This window comes from Pseudomonas sp. AC070 (assembly GCF_979258635.1).
On sequence record NZ_OZ409871.1, the window covers coordinates 2,741,939 to 2,760,836 of the forward strand.

The window sequence follows — 18,898 nt, forward strand, 5'->3', positions numbered from 1 at the left end:
GCCCGCCGAAGCGGGCCCAAGTCAGGAACAACGGGTTAGACGGTGTCGGTTTTCAGGGCGTGGTCGCTGATCATGCCGTTGATGACCGTCGCCGCATCGGTGCTGCCGTAGTAAGCGCCGCTGGAAAGATCCACGCCGCTCAATACCACCGATTGCTGAGCCGGCCCGCCAGCGGTGGTGGAAATACCGATGGTGGTATTGCCGCCGCCGAAGTTGAAGCTCAGGTAATCGTCCAGCGCGTTGCCGGCCTGCGCCACGCCCGAGAGCAGTTGCGACAGGTCGAGCACGTCGGAGCTGTTGCCGCTCAGGTCAACGTGGAAGTCGTTGATGGTGTCGGTGCCACCGAGGCCGCCTTTCTCCCATACGAAGGTGTCGTTGCCGGTTCCGCCCGTCAGCGAGTCGTTGCCCAGCCCGCCGACAAGCACGTCATCGCCTGCTGCGCCATTGATGATGTCGTTGCCGGCACCGCCGTGGATGTAGTTGCTGTTGAGGTTCCCGGTCAGGGTGTCGGCGTAGTCGGAGCCGATCAGGTTTTCGATATTGCTGAAGGTGTCGGCACCCGCCGCGCCGGAGGACGAGCCAGCCGTTGCGGTAAGAATGGCGGTCACGCTGCCGGTGGCGTCGTGGTAGCTGACGGTGTCTACGCCGTTGCCACCATTAAGCGCGTCGTTGCCGAGGCCGCCGACGAGAATGTCGTTGCCCTCGCCGCCGTTCAGGGTGTCATTGCCGCCCAGGCCCAACAGGATGTCGTCACCGTCATTACCGTTGAGGGTGTCTGCCGTTTCGCGGCCCAGCAGCACTTCGTTGCGGAAGGTGCCGTCGAGGGTAGCTTCGCCAGACTGAGCACGATCAACCGTGACCACCGCCGTATCCAGCGCGGCATGGCCATCAATCGAGGCGGTGTAGGTGAAGCTGCCGCCATCGCGCGCAGTGGCGTTTTCTTCGCCGAATACTTGCGCCCCAGCGGTGTGGTTCACGCTGCCGTCCACGGCATTACCGGCCGCGATAATCGATAGCAGGTTGTGGCTTGGGCCGGTGTCGTTGGCCAGCAGTGCCCAGGTGGGGATGCTGATCTGGTCGTCGCCGCTCTGAGCGGCGGCGTTGCTGAGTACCAAGTCGTCGCGTACCACCATCGGTGCCTGGCCGGCATCGATGGCGATGTTCAGCGCGGCGCTGGCGGTGTCGCCGTCCAGGTCGATCAGGGTGAAGACGATGCTCGCGGCAATGGCTGTGCTGATCACGCTCGGCGGCGAGAAGGTGTACGCGCCGCTGTTAACGTTCACGGCCAGGCTGCCGCCCGAGGCCAGGCCCAGCGTGAGAATGCCCGAGCTGTAGCTGAACGGCGCGCCGCCAGTGGCCGTGACGCTGTTGGCGGCTTTGTCGTAGGTGAAGGTTTTGCCGTCAACGGTCAGCGCCCGCACATAGCCACCGTCAGCGCCAAAGCTGCCGCCGCTGGTGAGGTTGCCCGAGAGCGGTGAGGCCTGCGCCGTGCTCACCAGTACCGAGGTGAGGTTGTTGAGGTTGCTCACCACCTGGCCGCCGGTGTTGCTGTGGGTGACGCCGTTGTAGGCGATGGGGTCCAGGCCGCCCACGCTGCTGCCGGTGCCCATGCCCAAGGCATACGAGCGCACGTTGTTGGCGTTGAGGAAGTTGACCCACGCTTGCTCTTCGGACACGCCGCCGTTGGAGTACGGGGTTGGCCAACCGCTGGCGCTGCCTGCGGCGTTGGAGATGCCGGCATCGCCGTTGGGCACGTTGGGTTCGCCGTCGGAGAGGAAGTACGCCACGTTCTGCACATTGCCGGCCGCGATCTTGCCGGGCTGGCCGTAAGCGTTAATGGCGGCAATCAGCGCCGCGTCGAAGTTGGTCGAGTCGGCCGGTTGCAGGGCCAGAATCGCGGCCTTGGCGTCGGCGATGCTCACCCACACTTCTTCGGTGGTGGCGTTGGTGGAGAACGACACCACGCTGACTTTCACATCGCCCAGCGCATCGTATTGTTCGAACAATTCCAGCAGCGAGTTCTTCGCCACGTCCAGACGACTCATGCTGCCGACGCCGGCGGCGTTGTCCATGCTGCCGGAGATGTCGAGCACGATCATCAGGTTGGTATTCAGCGCCGTGCTGGCCTGACCGTTTTGCACGATGTTGGCGGCGGTTGGCGCGTCGTCGAGGAAGCTCAGCGAGTTGCCCAGGTTCAGCGCCGTGCTGGCGCTGTCGCCGTCGTGGTCGGTCACGGTTGCCACCAGTTGCACCAGATTGGCGGCGCTCAAGGTGGTCGATTGGTTCGGTCCGGTGTCTGGCGAATGTTGCAGCGCCAGGGCTTGATCAAGGCTGACCTGGCCGGTGCTGGCGTTTACGGTGAGGGTGAACGACGTCGCCCCGCCCGCGCCGCCGACTTTGCCGACAATCGCGTTGCCTTCTTTATAAAGCAGGATGTCGCTGCCGCTGGCCGCATCTTTCAGCCCGCTGGCCACGCCGGCCGAGCTGACGTTGAGGCTGTAGGTGGTGCTGCCGGCGCCGTCGCCGCCATGGTTGACGGTAAACGCGTTGGCGAAGTTGCCGGTGGCGTTCGCGGCGAGGTTACTGTCGTCCACTTGCAGCGTCGGCGTTTGCGCGCCGCTGAGGGCGACGGTGGGCACGTCGTCTTCAATCTGCACGAGGAAGCCGCCGGCCAGGGTCATCGGGTTGTTGCTGCCATCAACGGCTTTAAGAATGCTGGCGAAGTTCAGGCTCAGCGCTTCGGTGTCGTCGCCATTGGCCAGCGGGTGATCCAGCGGGCCTTTGAGGGTAAAGGTGTAGCTGCCATCGGTTTGTACTTGCAGGGTGAACACCTGCGGGCCAGCGGCGCCTGCGGTGGCGGTCAGGGTGTTGCCGACCACGCTGTACACCAGCGCCACGCCGTGCGAGGTGGCCGAAGCCAGGCCGCTGGTGTTGCTGCTCAGGCTGAACTGCGCGGTGCCAGGACCGAATACCAGATCGCCGACATTGCCGGTGGCCACAGTGCCGAAGGCATCGCCATCGGACACGCCGCCAGGCAGTTCGTCTTCTTCCACGCGGCCCACCACGGGCGCTGCGTCTTCGACGTAGACCGTGAGCGTGGCCGAGGATGGGTCGCCGTCATGGTCAACAATGGTGTATTGGAAGCTTTCCACCTTGTCGCCGGTAACCGTGGTCGGCGCCGTGTAGGTGTAGGCGCCGGTACTGAAGTTGAACGACAGTTTGCCGCCCTCAGCCGTGACGATATTGCTCAGCGAATTGCCAGCGATGTTGGGGCCGCTGCTTGGGTCGATGGTGTTGGCACCGTCCCACGCATAGGTGATGCCGTTGATTTGAATCGACTGAATATGGCCGCCGCCATCGGCGCCATAGCTGTCGTCATCGCCGCCGCCGACCGCGCCGTTGTTGCCCAGCAGCACGTTGCCGTTAACCAGCCCGCCGGTCACTTGCGCCACAAGCGTGTCTACCAGGCCGGCGAAATTGCCGACCAGAACGGGCGAGCCGCTGCCGTCCACGTCCACTTGTTGCAGGTGTACGGTGTCGATGCCGTCGCCTACGCCGATGGTGTTGACGTTGATGTGGTTGCTGGTGACGAAGTTGGTCCACTGCGAGGCCACCGTGGTGGTCAGCGACGCGCCGCCAGGGCCGGTGGATTCGTTGGGGTTGCCGTCACTGATGAAGAACACCTGATTGCTGTAGCCGGCAATCGGGGTGTACGAACTGATGACCTTGGTGACCGCGTCGCTGAAGTCCGTGGAGCCGCTGTAAGGCCGAGCGCCACCGATCTGCGAGTTGAGGCTGTCGATTTTCGCCGCGAAGTCGGCGTAGTTATCGAACGTCGGGTACGCCGTGGCATCGCCGGAGAACGCCACGATCTGCGCTTTCACGTCGCCACTGGTGCCGCTGAACAGCGCCTGGGCAGCGGTTTTCACCGCGGTGAGCATGGTGTTCAGTTCGCTGTTGTCGATGCTGCCGCTGAAGTCGAGCACGAACACTGAATTGAAGTTCTGACCCTGGGCCTCCTGCACATACGCGATGTCGCCTTTGGCCAGCGGCGTGTCGTCATCGACGTTAACGCTCAGCGAGCCGGTGGCTTTGTCGCCGTCTTTGTCGGTGACTTGGTAGCTGAGGTTGAACGGTTGGTTGTTTTCGGCCTCGCCCGGCGTGTGGTTGATAACGGCGTTTTGCACCACGTTGTAGGCACCGGTGGCGCTGTTGAGCGTGACGGTGAGTACGGTGGTGGCGCCCTGTTTAACCAGCAGCGAGGTACCCGAGGTTTCGTAGCTGAAGCCAAACGGCGCGCCGCTGGTCAGCCATTGAATCGAGCCCGCGCCATCGGCGCCAAAGCTGTGCGCGAGGGTGCCGCTGCTGTTTACCGAATCGGCGTCGTCGCCAATGCCGCTGGCGTTGCCGTTGGGCAAGGCGTCGTCGTCCAACAACACCGGGGCGTTGGTGCTGACGGTGGGGCCGTCATCTTTGAAGCTGATGGCATTGCCCAGGTTCAGGGTGGCGCTGCTGCTGTCGCCGTCGTGGTCGATAATGGTCGCCACCAACTGCACCAGGTTGCCGGCGCTGAGGGTGGCGGCCTGATCGGGGCCGCTGTCGGGCGTGTGGGCGATAGCGCGAACCTGGTCAAGGGTGACCACGCCGCTGGCATCCACTTTCACGGTAAACACCGTGGTGCCGCCCGCGCCGCCGTACTTGCCGACTACGTCGTTGCCGATTTTGTACAGCTGGATGTCGTTGCCGGTGGCGCTGTCTTTCAGGCCGCTGTTGACCCCGGCGCTGCTGACGTTCAGGCCATAGGTGGTGCTGCCCGCGCCATCGGCGCCGAACTGGCCGGTGAAGGCGCCGGCGAAGCTTTGGCTGGCGTTCACCGCCAGGTTGGTCTCATCCACTTGCAGCGAACCAGCTGCCGCATTGCCAGCGGCAATGGTGGGAATGTCGTTTTCGATCTGCACCAGGAAATCACCGGCCAACGGCAGCGCATTCACGCCGTTGGTGGCCTGCAACAGGCTGGCGAAGTTGAGCGTTACCAGCGAGTCGTCGCCGCTGCCTGCGGCATGGTCCAGCGGTGCTTTCAGGGTGAAGGTGTAATCGCCGTTGCCGGCCACCTGCAAGGTAAACACTTGTGGCCCGCCGGCACCGGCTGTGGCCGTGAGGGTGTCGCCGGCCACGCTGTATACCAACGCCACACCATGGGAGGTGGCCGAGGCCAGGCCGCTGGTGTTGCTGCTCAGGCTGAACTGCGCACCGCTACCGGCCGCGCTCAGGTCGGCGACGCTGCCGGTGGCGATGGTGGTGGTGGCGTCGTTGTCGGTGATGCCGCCGGCCAGTTCGTCCTCATCGACGCGCGCCACAATCGGCGAGGCATCTTCGACGTACACGGTGAGGCTGGCGCTGGAGGGGTCACCGTCGTGATCAATGATGGTGTAAGTGAAGTTTTCCACCTTGTCGCCAGCAATGGTGTTGGGCGCGGTGTAGCTCCAGGCACCGGTGCTGAAGTTGAACGACAGCGTGCCGCCCTGCCCCGTGGCGATGTTGTTCAGTTGGTTGCCGACGATGTTGGCGCCGCTGCTTGGGTCGATGGTGTTGGCACCGTCCCAGGTGTAGGTCACGCCGTTGACTTCGATGGACTGAATACGCCCGGCGCCGTCTGCGCCGAAGCTGTCGTCATCGCCGCCGCCCACGGCGCCATCGCTGCCGTTGAGCACGTTGCCGTTAACGAAGCCGCCGGTCACTTGGCCAACCAGGGTATCGATCAGCGAGCCGAAGCCGTCGACCAGAATCGGTACACCGTTGCCGTCGACATCCACTTGTTGCAGCGGGCCGGTGGCAATGCCATCACCGATACCGATGGTGGTGACGTTGATGTGGTTGGTGCTCACGAAGTTGTTCCACTGCGCCGCCGCTGCGGGGCTCAGTGCCTCGCCGCCAGGGCCGGTGGACTCGTTCGGGTTGCCGTCGCTGATAAAGAACACCTGGTTGCTGGCGCCGGCAATCGGGGTAAAGGAATTGACCACTTCCTGCACCGCGTCGCTGAAGTCGGTCGAGCCGCTGTAAGGCCGCGCGCCGCCAGGCAGGTTGGAGTTCAGGCTGTCGATTCTCGCCGCGAAGTCGGCGTAGTTGTCCACCGGCAGGTACGAGGTGGCATCGCCAGAGAACGCAACGATCTGCGCGTGCACATCGCCGGTGGTGCCGTTGAACAACGCCTGCGCTGCGGCCTTCACCGCGGTGAGCATGGTGTTCAGTTCGCTGTTGTCGATGCTGCCGCTGAAGTCCAGCACGAACATGGTGTTGAAGCTTTGGCCTTGCGCCACTTGCACCTGGGCCACGTCGTTTTTGGCGATGGGAGTGTCATCGTCGACGTTCAGTTGCAGGGTGCCGTTGGCCTTGTCGCCGTCTTTGTCGGTGACTTGGTAGTTGAAGGTGAAGGCCTGGTTGTTTTCGTTGTCAGCATTGGCGTGGTCGATGGCCGCGTTTTGCACCACGTTGTATTCGCCGGTGCTGCTGTTCAGCGACACGGTCATCACCGTGGTGCCGCCCTGTTTGACCAGCAAGTTGCTGCCCGAGGTTTCGTAGCTGAAGCCGGCCGGTGCGCCGCTGGTGAGCCACTGAATCGAGCCCGCGCCGTCGGCGCCGTAGTTGTGCGCCAAGGTGCCGCTGGTGTTGGAGGAATCGGCGTCATCGTTGACGCCCCCGGCGTTGCCATTGGCCAAGGCGTCATCGTCAAGCAGCACGGTGCCGTTGGTGCCCACGCTTGGGCCGTCGTCGCGGAAGCTGATCACCTGGCCGAGGTCAACGGTGGCGGTGGCGCTGTCGCCATCGCCATCGACAACCGTGGAGCCAAGGCTGATGTGCCCGGCGCCCAGGTACGCCGCTTCGTCAGCGTCACCGGTGGGGTGCACGATGGCGCGAATCTGGTCGAGGGTAACGGTGCCGCCGGCGTTCACGCTGACGGTAAACACCAAGTCGTTTGTGCCGCTGGTGCGCCCTTCGATCACGCCGCTGGCGTTGACGCTGAGCATCACGTTTTCGCCGGTGGCGGTATCCACCAAGCCGGAGTTGGCATTAGTAACGCCCAGGTTGTAGCTCTGGCTGGCGATGCCATCGGCACCGGCCTGCACGTTGAAGGTGCCACTGAAGTTGGCGCTGGCGTTGGTGCCCAGGTCGCTTTCATCCACTTGCAACTGCAATGACGAGCCCCAGGTCACGTTGGTGGCGACGTCGTCGTAGTCGTAGTCGGAGGCGTTGGTGAGGTCTTCCCAGTTCTGGTTGCCGGCGTTGCCGGTGTCTTGCAGGTGCGAGCCGCCAGGGTTCAGCGAGGCGTCGTTGAACAGCACGTTGGCGCCGTCGGAGCCCACCAGCGGCGTGCCGCCGACCGAGGCCACCCACTTGCCGCCCACTTGGCTGAAGGTCACGGCGGTGCCGTCTACCAGGCCGCCATTGGTGTTGAAGCCGTTGGGAATGATGAAGAAGCCGGTGGTGCTTGGGTCCAGACCGCTGATGTCGGCGGTGTCGCCGGGCGCCTGGTCGTGCACGTTGGCCCAAATGATTTTGCCATCCACCGGCGAGCCATCCGGACCCTTGGTGTAGTAGCCGTAGCTGTTGGCGTAGCCGGCGTTGCTGCCGCTGAAGGTCACAAACGAGCTGCCGCCCAGATCGGCGGCCTGAATGGTTGGGCTGTCGTCGTTGATGTTGACCGTGAGGTTGCCGCTGGCTTGGTCACTGTCGCGGTCGGTCACGGTGTAGCCGACGTTCAGTTGCAGGGTGTCTTCGGTGCCGGCTGTTGGGTGCATCAACGGTTGCAGCAGGCTCACGGTGTAAGCGCCGGTGCTCGGGTTGGTGAGCTCAACGCGCACCAGTTCGCCACGGGCCGAACTGATGGTCAGCGTGTTGGTGCTGGCATCCCACACCGAGGTCACAGCCTCAGTGCCCAGGCTGCTAGGGCCGGTCAGCGCAATGCTTTGCAGGCCGTCGGCTCCGGCCGTGAAATTCAGTGTGCCGCTGGTGGTGGTGGCCGCGCCGGCCACGTCGCCGGGGCCGCCGTTGATGCCGCCGAGCAGGCCTTCGTCGTCCAGCGTGGCGGTGGCCGTGGTGGGCGAGACGGTCGGTGCATCGTCTTCGAAGCTGAGGGCGCCGCCGATATTCACGGTGGCCGACGTGGTGTCGCCGTCGCCGTCAGTGATGGTGCCGGTCAGTTGAATCAGGTTGCCCAACAGCGAATCGCTGGCCTGGTCCGGCCCGGTGTTGGGCAGGTGGGCGATGGCCAATTGTTGGTCGAGCGTGACCACGCCGGTGGCCGCATTCACCGAAACGGTGAAGGAGATCGGGCCGCCCGCATCGCCGACGCGGCCAACCAGCAGGTCGCCTTCTTTGAACAGCACAATGGCGTCGCCACTGGCGGTATCAACCAGGCCGGTGTCGGCACCCGGTGCGCTGACGTTCAAGGCATACGCCACATTACCCGCGCCATCAGCACCGAACAGCGGCGTAAAGGCGCCGCTGAAGTCGGCGCTGGCGTCCACGTTCAGGTTTGTTTCATCCACCACCAGCGCAGGCGGCAAGCCGGTGCCCGGGTCGATGATGGGCGCATCGTCGGCAAAGCTCAGGGTGCCGCCGATGTTCAAGTTGGCGGTGGCGCTGTCGCCGTCTTTGTCGATGACGGTGGCGGTCAGTTGCACCAGATTGTCGTTGAGCAAGCCGGTGGTTTGATTCGGGCCGGTGTCCGGGTCGTGCACGATGGCGCGTTGTTGGTCGAGGGTGACCACGCCGGTCGCGGCATTCACGGTGACGGTAAAGGAGATCGGGCCGCCGGCATCGCCGACGCGGCCAACCAGCATGTCGCCTTCTTTAAACAACACGATGGCGTCGCCGCTGGCGGTGTCCACCAGGCCACTGTCGGCGCCGGGAGCGCTAACGTTTAGTTGATAGCTGACGCTGCCGGCGCCATCGGCGCCAAACACCGGGGTAAACGCTCCGCTGAAATCAGCGCTGGCATCCACCGAAAGCACGGTTTCATCCACCACCAGGGCGATGCCGGCCAGGGTGCCGGGGGTGATGCTCGGGCCGTCATCGCGGAAGCTGATGGCGTTGCCCAGATCGAGGCTGCCGGTGGCGGTGTCGCCATCGCCGTCAGTGGCGGTGGCCACCAGGTTGATGTGGCCGCTGCCGAGCACATCGACATCGTCGGGGTTGCTGGCGTCGTCGTGCACCACCGGGCGAATCTGGTCGAGGGTCACGGTGCCGTCAGCGCCTACGCTCACGGTAAACACCAGTTCGTTGCTGCCTTCGGTGCGGCCTTCGACCACGCCGGCATTTACGCTGAGCACTACGTTTTCGCCGCTGGCGGTGTCCACCAGGCCGCTGGCCGGGTCGCTCACGGTCAGCTGGTAATTCACGCTTTGCAGGCCATCACCGCCGGCCTGCACATTGAAGGCATCGCTGAAGTTGGCCGAGGCGTTGACGCCCAGGTCGCTTTCGTCCACTTGCAACTGGGCTTCGGTGCCCACGGTGCCAATGGTCGGCACATCGTCTTCAACGTCGATGGTGAACAGGCCGTTGGCCGTGCCGAAGCCTTGCACCGGGTCGCCGTCGAAATCGGTGGCGGTGAGCAGGCGGGTGAAGTCGATGCCCAGGGCGTCGCCATTGCCGAACAGTTCGCCGTCATCGCCATTGGCGAGCGCGTGGTCCAGCGGGCCTTGCAGGGTGAAACTGAAACTGCCATCGGCGCCGACTTGCAGGGTAAACACGTCGTAGCCAGGGCCGCTGGCGGTGAGTGTGGTGAAGCTGCCGTCGGCCGACACGTCCACCGAATAGGTCAGGGCCACGCCACCGGAGGTCAGGCCTTGGGCATCGAGCACGGCAGTAGCGGCGGCGGTGCCGACCAGGCCAAAGCTGCCAATGCCATCGGCGCCGAAGTTCACCAGGCTGGTGAGCGAACCAGGGCCGGATTCAACGCTGACGTTCACGGTTTGCGCGGGGTTGCTATCGGAACCCTGCGGGTCGCCGTCTTCGTTGTTGCCTTCGTACGGGGCATTCAAGGGCAGCGTGGGCAAGGCCAACAAGGTGGGGCCATCGGTGGCGCCGGGTTGGGTCAGGGCATCTTCATGCACGGTGCCGCCCACGTGGGGGAACAGTTGCAGGCCTGGACCGTCGCCGTTGCCCTCGCCTTCCCCTTCAAAGCTCACCAGTTCCGGGCTGTCGTCGTTGACGTTAACGGCCAGGGTGCCAGTGCTCGGCGTGCCGTTGCCATCGGTGATGGTGTAATCGAGGTTGAGATTCAGCGTGTCTTCGGCGCCGGCCACCGGATGATCCAGCGGCAGCTCGAGGTTGAAATCGAAGGCGCCGGTCAGCGGATTGGTGTTGGTGGCGGTAAACACCACGGGACCATCAACGCTGCCCTGGTGCGCCACCAAGGTCAGGCCATCGGCGCTGATCACGGCTACCAGCGGTTGGCCGTGGGAGCTGAGGTTGGACAAGTCCACCGCGTTCCAGGAAAACGCACCCGGACCGTCCGGCCCGAAGTTGTACCCCAGGTTGCCGCTCAGCAAAGCCGGCACGCCGGGCTGGTCGTCGCCATACGGGCTGCCTTCGAGGCTGCCGGGCAGGTCGCTGTCTTCGTCGAGGGAAATGGCCACGGTGCCGGCGTCGGGGTCGCCGTCCGGGGTTGCAGGTTCAGGCAGGTTACGGGCGGCCGGATCGGGATCGGGAAACTCGGGGCCGCGCACCAGGCCTTCGGTGGGGAAACCAATGTTCGGGGCAACCGCGCCGCCGACTTCAGTCAGCAGCACAAAGGAACGGCCGCCACCGGCACCACCGGGACCGCCTGCGCCAGCACCTGGGCCGGCAGCAGTGGCTTCACCTTGTTGGGTCGGGTCTTGGCCCGCTTCGATGGCCGCTTGCAGTTGCTCAACGTCAGTCAGGTCGTCCTGGCTGGGCGTGGCCGGTGCAGCGGGGTCTTGAACGATCACCTCGTTACCGCTGCCGCCGTTGAGCAGCGCGGTATCCAGGTTCAGGCTGCTGTCGCGGCCCAGGGTCAGTTCACCGCCGTTGGCCAGTGCCACGGCAACGGCGCCTTGAGCGCCGGTGTCCAGTTGCTCGCCCGCGTACACGCGGTCGCCTTCAGTCAGCGCGCGTCGCGATCCGTCGCTCGCTACCGCAAAGACCTCGCCGATTACTTTACTGACGACACCAATCAACGTAGCCATGATTCCTTCCTCACTACTGCTGCCAACGACCCGTCGACACGCATTTTCAAAAGGGCCAACAGCCTTTCAAAACCTGAGGAATACGAAAAACCCGCCGAAAGTTAGGCAACGATGATTTGCATCAAAAAGCCATGACGTCAAAAAACTACCGCCCTAGCGCTGCTCAAACTACCGCAGTGTTTCTCCCCGTTCCAGACGCTCGAAACCGCAATTGACCGTGATTTGCAAGTCTCGCCAGCGTCAAAGACCCCGGTAAACGTGACGTGCAGGCAAAAACAATGTGCTCGTTTTCACATACTGCATAAGAATAAATATTCATAAGGTTTGTTCCAAAAATTTCTTAGGTTCTTCTAAAGTTGTTCTTAGCTGGAATGTTACAAGCCTGAAACGGTCTAGTAGGCGCATAAGCCAATTTATTGGCATACCAACACAACGTTCACACCTATGGAGAAGTACCCATGCCTGCAATAAACCCGCTATGGACTAGCGTGCTGTTGGCTGTGGTCTGCGCACAGGCGCAGGCCATGACCCTGTCCCAAGCCATCCAGAGCACTATCGATACTCACCCCGAGCTGCAAGCCAGCATCAACGACCGCCGCGCGAGCAAGGAGCAAGTCGGTGTCGCGCAAGGGGGTTACTACCCGGTCGTCGATGCCATCGCCGGTTACGGCCGCGAAGAAACCGACAACCCCACCACGCGCGCGCGGGGCAACGGCCTGAATAGCCATAACAAGGAACAGCTCGATTACGGCACCTCGCAGCTGCGTCTGCGGCAAATGCTGTTCGATGGTTTCAACACGCCGAACGAAATCGCTCGCACCGAAGCGGTGGTCAATTCCCGGTCTTATTACATTCAGGGCACCGGTGAAGACCTAGCGCTGCGCACCGTGCAGCTTTACCTCGAAGTGCTGAAACGCCGCGAGATGGTCGACCTGGCCCGCAATAACTTGCAGGCGCACCAACGCATGGGCGACCAGATCAACCTGCGCAGTGAGCGCGGTGTGGGCAGCAACGCCGACTCCGATCAGTCGTCCGCCCGTTTGGCCCTGGCAGCCAACAACCTCTACACCGAGGAAGTAAACCTGCAGGACGCCGAAGCCAATTTCTTCAGTGCCGTTGGCCGTCCGGCCGATGAGCTGGAAATTCCGGCATCGATCAAAGGCCAGATTCCCGAAGACGTGAACGAAGCGCGCCAGCGCGTGGTGGATAACAACCCCATGCTGAAATCGGCCCAAGCCGACGTGATCGCCGCCGAGAAACAATACGAAGTGGCCAAGTCGCCCTTCTACCCCCGTTTCGACGCCGAGTTGGCGGCCAACGCCAACAACAACACCGCCGGCGACGAAGGCCACGACAACAACTGGCGTGCGGGCGTGGTGATGACCTACAACCTGCTCAACGGCGGCCGCGACAAGGCCAACCTGCAATCCACCGCCTACCAGATCAACCAGGCGATGGACATCCGCAACAACGCCCTGCGTCAGATCAACGAGAACGTGACCCTGGCCTGGAACGCCCTGCGCAACGCCCGCCTGCAAACGCCGCTGGCCCGTGACTACGCCGACTACACCAAGCGTGTGCGCATGGCCTACCAAGACCAATTCGGCCTGGGCCAACGCACCCTGCTCGACTTGCTCGACAGCGAGAACGAACTGTTCACCGCCAACCGTCGTTACGTGGAAGTGCGCTACACCGAGGAATTCTCGATGTACCGCCTGCAATCGGCCATGGGCGAGCTGCTGCGCAAACAAGGCACCGTGCTCCCCGCCGAAGCGACCGCGCTCAACGAAGTGAAAAGCACCGCGCAACTGCCGTCGATGAAATAAACGACGGCGGCCAGCCGCCCCACCCCGCCCTTATAGGAGCGGCTTCAGCCGCGATGCCCTTGATCGTCGAATCCAGAGCATCGCGGCTAATCGGAATGCCGCCCAGCTGCTCCTACAACAGTGCCGGGGTGGCGCCGGTTCCGGCTGTATCAGCCCTCGGTTGAACTCGCTGAGTAATTTGTCTGAACCACAGTGGCACAGTGCGATCAGACAGCAGTCAGTCGAGTTCACCAGGTCTGGATGAGGAGTAGTGACGTTGACCACCATGGAACGGACCGGCCCGTCCGGCGACCCGCGTTTAGACCACGATGACCCGCTGCTCGATGGGTTGTTGATCTTGTGCAACCTGCACAACTGTTCGGCCAGCCGTGGCAGTTTGAGTGCCGGGTTGCCGATGCCCGAACAACGCTTGAGCCCAGATTTATTACCTCGCGCTGCAGCCCGTGCCGGCTTGCAAGGCCGTTTGCTGCGCCGTGAGCTGAATGCCATTTCCGCCTTGAACCTGCCCGTGCTGTTAGTGCTCAAGGGCGGCCGCTGCGCCGTGCTGCGTGAGTGGCGTGCCGATGGTCAGGCGCTGATTTTGCCCAGCGAGGCCGAAGGCGGCGAGCAATGGGTAAGCCGCGAACTGCTGCAAGCCGAGTATGCCGGCCAGGCACTGTTTGCCCGGCCGCGCCATGAGCTGGAAGACCTGCGCACACCGCTGGTGCCGCGTGTGGAAGCCTGGTTTCGCGACACCCTGAAACTCTCGCGCTGGCTATATGCCGACGCCATTCTCGCCAGTCTGTTGATCAACCTGCTGGGCATGATGGTGCCGCTGTTTGTGATGCAAACCTACGACCGCGTGGTGCCTAACCAGGCCATCTCGACCTTGTGGGTGCTGTCCATCGGTTTGCTGCTGGGCACAATGTTCGAGTTGCTGCTGCGGGTGCTGCGTTCGCACCTGCTGGATGTCGCCGGCAAGAAAACCGACGTGGTGCTCTCGGCCACGTTGTTCGAGCGCATCACCGGTATGTCGATGATCGCCCGACCGGCCAGCGTCGGCGGTTTCGCCCAGAGCATTCACGACTTCCAGGGCCTGCGCGAATTCCTCACCGCCGTGACCCTGACCAGCATTATCGACCTGCCCTTCGCCCTGCTGATGATTGTGGTGATCGGGTTGCTCGGCGGCTGGATTGTGGTGATTCCCCTGCTGGCCTTTCCCATCACGATTATTTTCGCCCTGATCATTCAATCGCGCCTGCGTGACACCGTGCAGAAAAGCCTGGCCCTGGGCGCCGAGCGTCAGGCCTTGCTGATCGAAACCCTCAGCGGCCTGGAAACCCTGAAAGCGTGCAGCGCCGAAAGCGAGCGTCAGCACAAATGGGAAACCACCCACGGCGCCATGACCCGCCTCGATGCCCATGCGCGCAATCTTTCGGCGCTGGCCACCAACGGCACGCTGTTCCTGCAGCAGTTCTCCGGCATGGCGACGATCATTGCCGGCGTGTACCTGATTATCGACGGCAACCTCAGCGTCGGCGCCCTGGTGGCCTCGTACATGCTCGGCAGCCGGGTAATGGCGCCGCTGGGGCAGATCGCCGGGCTGATTACGCGCTACCAACAAGCGCAAATCACCATGCGTAGCACCGACGCCATGATGTCCATGCCGCAAGAGCGCCAAGCCAAACAGCGGCCGCTGGAGCGCACCCAACTCAAGGGCGCGCTGGACATGCACAAGGTCAGCTTTACCTACCCCAACGCCAGCGGCCCGGCGCTGGTCGGTGCCAGCCTGCACATGCAGCCGGGCGAGCGCATCGGCATCATCGGTCGCAGCGGCTCAGGCAAAAGCACCCTGGCGCGCTTGATCATGGGTTTCTACACACCCGAAGAAGGCCAACTGCTGCTCGACGGTCTCGACCTGCGCCAACTCGATGTCGCCGACCTACGCCACCAGATCGGCTACGTCGCCCACGACCTGCCGCTGCTCTCGGGCAGCCTGCGCGACAACCTCACCCTCGGCGCCCGTTACGTGAGCGATGCACGCATGCTCGAAGTGGCGGAAATGACCGGCGTCAGCGAACTCGCTCGTCAGCATCCGCAAGGCTTCGAGCGCCCGGTGGGTGAACGCGGCCAGTTGCTCTCCGGTGGCCAGCGCCAGGCGGTACTGCTCGCCCGCGCGTTGCTGCTGGACCCGCCGATTCTGGTGCTCGACGAGCCCACCAGCGCCATGGACAACGCCAGCGAAGAAGCCCTCAAAGCCAAGCTGCAACCCTGGATTCAAGGCAAAACCGTGCTGCTGATTACCCACCGCACCTCGATGCTCAGCCTGGTCGACCGCCTGGTGGTGCTCGACAACGGCCAAGTGATGGCCGACGGGCCGAAAGACGCGGTTATCGACGCCCTGCGCAAAGGCCGCATCGGCCAGGCCTCGGTATGACGTCAACTGATGAGTGTTAACGGAAAAAACATGGACCTGAGCCAACCGCCACGCGGGTACTTTTCAAGCCTGCGGCAGAAAAAGCAGGACACCGAGTTCATGCCGGAAGTGGACGGCGTGGTGCGCGAAGATTCGCCCTGGCTGTCGCGCATCACCTTGTGGGTGACCTGCGCCCTGCTGCTCACTGCTCTCGGTTGGGCGCACTTTGCCGTGCTCGATGAAGTGACCACCGGCGAGGGCAAAGCCATTCCCTCAAGCAAAGTGCAGGTGATCCAGAACCTGGAGGGCGGCATCGTCACCGAAATTTTCGTGCGCGAAGGCCAGATGGTGAACAAGGGCGACAAGCTCATGCGCCTGGATGACACGCGGTTTTTATCCAACCGTGGCGAAACCGAAGCCGACCGCATGGCGTTGGTAGCGCGGGTGGAACGCTTGTCTGCCGAAGCCGAAGGCCGGCCCATGCAGCTGTCTGCCGACGTTCTGGAAAAAGCGCCGCAACTGGCCGCCGACGAACTGGCGCTGTACAGCTCGCGGAAAAAACACCTGGAAAGCGAGCAGCGCACCCTCAACGAACAACTGCGGCAAAAAACCCAGGAGCTGGCCGAGTTTCGCTCCAAGGTTGAGCAATACCGCTCCAGCCTCGGCTTGCTGCAACAAGAGCTGAACATGTCGGAGCCGCTAGTGGGCACCGGCGCGATTTCGCCAGTGGAAATTCTGCGCTTGCGCCGCAGCGCCGTGGAAATTCGTGGCTCGTTGAACTCCACCTCGCTGGCCATTCCACGCGCCGAGGCGGCCATCGATGAAATCAAAAGCAAGATGCAGGAATCCGACCTGGCGTTCCGTTCCGACGCCTCGAAAGAGCTCAACGAAAAGCGCACCGAACTGCAAAAAATCACCGCCACCAGCGTCGCCATCGACGACCGCGTGAGTCGCACCACCGTGACCTCGCCGGTGCACGGCATTATCAAGACGCTGAAGATCAACACCATCGGCGGCGTGGTGCAGCCCGGCAGCGACATGCTGGAAATTGTGCCGCTGGAAGACAACCTGCTGATCGAAGCGCGGGTGCGCCCGCAAGACGTCGCCTTCCTGCACCCCGGCCAAAGCGCCATGGTGAAATTCACCGCCTACGACTACACGATTTACGGCGGCCTGAAGGCCAAGCTGGAACTGATCAGCGCCGACACCGTGACCGACGACAAGGGCAACAGCTTCTACCTGATCCAGGTGCGCACCGACAAAAACCACCTGGGCACCGACGAGCATCCGCTGCTGATCATTCCCGGCATGGTGGCCAACGTCGGCATTATCACCGGGCATAAAAGCGTGCTGGATTACCTGCTTAAACCGGTGCTCAAAGCCCGTTCCGAAGCGATGCGCGAGCGCTAAGGCGCCCCGCTCGCCTGGCGGTTACGGCCGCCACACCGCCGCTTCAATATCGAGTTTTTTCGGCAGCAACCGATTGGCCAGAAACAGATCGGCCGTGGCTTGCTGTGCCTGCACAATCTCGGCGCTGACCGCAATCGGTGGCGACGGCGGACGATGGCTGAAGGTGCGTTCGATTACCGCAGGCGCCAGGCCCATAAACGAGGCAAGAAGCGCAATGCTCGCGTCCTTGTCGGTGCGGGTCAGCGCTTCGGCCTTGCCCAGTTCATCCAGCAACGCCGGAATAAACTTCGGGTTCGCCTCGGTATAAGGCCGCGCCGCCAGGAAGAATGGCCCAATGAGGCCCAACCCTTCGCCATTGGCTAGCAGGCGCGCCTTACCTTCCAGTTCGAGCGCTGAATAGTACGGATCCCAAATCACCCAGGCGTCGACGCTGCCCTGCTCGAACGCCGCGCGGGCGTCGGCAGGCGACAGGTACACCGGCTGAATATCGCTAAATGCCAGGCCGGCTTTGTTCAGTGCCCGCAGCAGCAAATTGTGCGAGCTGGAGCCTTTTTGAAAGGCGACCTTTTTGCCCTTTAACTCGGCCACGCTGTGAATCGGGCTGGCATTGCCGACCACAATCACTTCGGCTTGCGGCTTGGCCGGTTCGGCGGCGATATAGAGCAAATCGGCGCCGGCCGCCTGGGCGAACAGCGGCGGAATATCGCCGGTGGAACCGACGTCCAGCGCGCCGATATTCAACGCTTCGAGCATCTGCGGCCCGGCCGGAAATTCAATCCATTTGATCTGCGTGTTGGCAAAGCGCTGCTCCAGCAGCTTGTGCTCTTTGGCCAACACCAGACTCGCCGAGCCCTTCTGATAGCCGATGCGCAGCGTGGCCGGATCGGCCCACGCCAACTGCGTGCACGCGGCGAGCAGCCACAGCGCGGCAAAACGGTTTAAACGGCGCATGTCATTCCCAATCGGTAGAAGGTTTTTCCCAGAGGTTGATTCCGCCTTCAACGGCGTAGCGGTCGATCTCGGCCAGCTCCTCGGCGCTAAAGGCCAGGTTGTTCAGCGCCGCGACGTTTTCCACGATCTGCTCAGGATGACTGGCGCCGATTAGGGCCGAAGTCACGCGTGGGTCGCGCAAGGTCCAGGCCAGGGCCAGTTGCGCCAGGCTTTGGCCACGGCGCTTGGCGATTTCATTGATCGCACGGGCGCGTTCGATGTTGGCTTCGGACAAATGCTCGGGACGCAGCGAGGCGCCGCCCGGCCGGTTAACGCGCGAATCTTGCGGCACGCCATTGAGGTATTTGTCGCTGAGCAACCCTTGGGCCAGCGCGGTGAACACGATGACGCCCGCGCCCACCTCGTCGGTGGCTTCCAGCAGGTCTTTTTCGATCCAGCGGTTAAGCAGGTTGTACGCCGGTTGGTGAATCAGCAGCGGCACCTGGCGCTCGCGCAGCAAGGCAGTAATCTCGCGGGTTTTGCCCGCCGAGTACGACGAGATGCCGATGTACAACGCCTTGCCCTGCTCGACGATGCTCGCCAGCGCGCCGGCGGTTTCTTCCAGCGGCGTGTGCGGATCGAAGCGGTGCGAATAGAAGATGTCGACGTAATCCAGGCCCAAGCGCCGCAGGCTTTGGTCGAGGCTGGAAATCAGGTACTTGCGCGAGCTGCCGCCTTGGCCGTAAGGGCCGGGCCACATGTCCCAGCCGGCCTTGGTGGAAATGATCAGCTCGTCGCGGTGCGCGGCGAAATCTTCCTTGAGCAGGCGACCGAAATTGGTTTCGGCGCTGCCGTAGGGCGGGCCGTAGTTGTTGGCCAGGTCGAAGTGATTGATGCCCAGATCGAACGCCGTGCGCAGCAACGCGCGCTGGGTGGAAATGGGCGTGGCATCGCCGAAGTTATGCCACAGGCCGAGGGACAGCGCCGGCAACACCAGGCCGCTGCGGCCGACGCGGCGGTAGGGCATGGATTGATAGCGGTCAGGGTTGGCGAGGTAGGTCATGGGGTCGTCTCTTGGTTTCAGGAATCGAGGCTAAAGCCTCTCCCACAGAAATGCGTTCACTGTAGGA

At 63.1% G+C, this 18,898-nt stretch carries 6 protein-coding genes; 3 read left to right on the forward strand and 3 right to left on the reverse strand.

Annotated features, from left to right (window positions below):
- Window positions 1-35 precede the first annotated feature (35 nt).
- Window positions 36-11,207, reverse strand: coding sequence for a retention module-containing protein (locus ACZZ0Q_RS12225; RefSeq protein ID WP_463542139.1), 11,172 nt, complete (start codon window positions 11,205-11,207; stop codon window positions 36-38).
- Window positions 11,208-11,665: 458 nt separating this feature from the next.
- Between ACZZ0Q_RS12225 and ACZZ0Q_RS12230 the strand changes: the two genes are divergently transcribed.
- The 3 genes from ACZZ0Q_RS12230 (at window position 11,666) to ACZZ0Q_RS12240 (ending at window position 16,838) form a co-directional block, all read left to right on the forward strand.
- The gene (locus ACZZ0Q_RS12230) at window positions 11,666-13,033 is read left to right on the forward strand and encodes a TolC family outer membrane protein (protein WP_463542138.1); all 1,368 of its coding nucleotides are present in this window, start codon (window positions 11,666-11,668) and stop codon (window positions 13,031-13,033) included.
- Between the two features lie 265 nt (window positions 13,034-13,298).
- The gene (locus ACZZ0Q_RS12235) at window positions 13,299-15,449 is read left to right on the forward strand and encodes a type I secretion system permease/ATPase (RefSeq protein ID WP_206000625.1); all 2,151 of its coding nucleotides are present in this window, start codon (window positions 13,299-13,301) and stop codon (window positions 15,447-15,449) included.
- A 30-nt stretch (window positions 15,450-15,479) separates the two neighbouring features.
- Entirely contained in the window at window positions 15,480-16,838 is a 1,359-nt protein-coding gene (locus ACZZ0Q_RS12240) for an HlyD family type I secretion periplasmic adaptor subunit (RefSeq protein ID WP_463560616.1), read from the forward strand.
- Window positions 16,839-16,859: 21 nt separating this feature from the next.
- Here ACZZ0Q_RS12240 and ACZZ0Q_RS12245 read toward each other — a convergent pair whose 3' ends face one another.
- Window positions 16,860-17,789, reverse strand: coding sequence for an aliphatic sulfonate ABC transporter substrate-binding protein (locus ACZZ0Q_RS12245; RefSeq protein WP_463542137.1), 930 nt, complete (start codon window positions 17,787-17,789; stop codon window positions 16,860-16,862).
- 1 nt (window position 17,790) lies between these two features.
- On the reverse strand, window positions 17,791-18,831 hold the full coding sequence (mgrA, locus tag ACZZ0Q_RS12250) for an L-glyceraldehyde 3-phosphate reductase (protein WP_463542136.1): 1,041 nt from the start codon (window positions 18,829-18,831) through the stop codon (window positions 17,791-17,793).
- Between the last annotated feature and the right edge of the window lie 67 nt (window positions 18,832-18,898).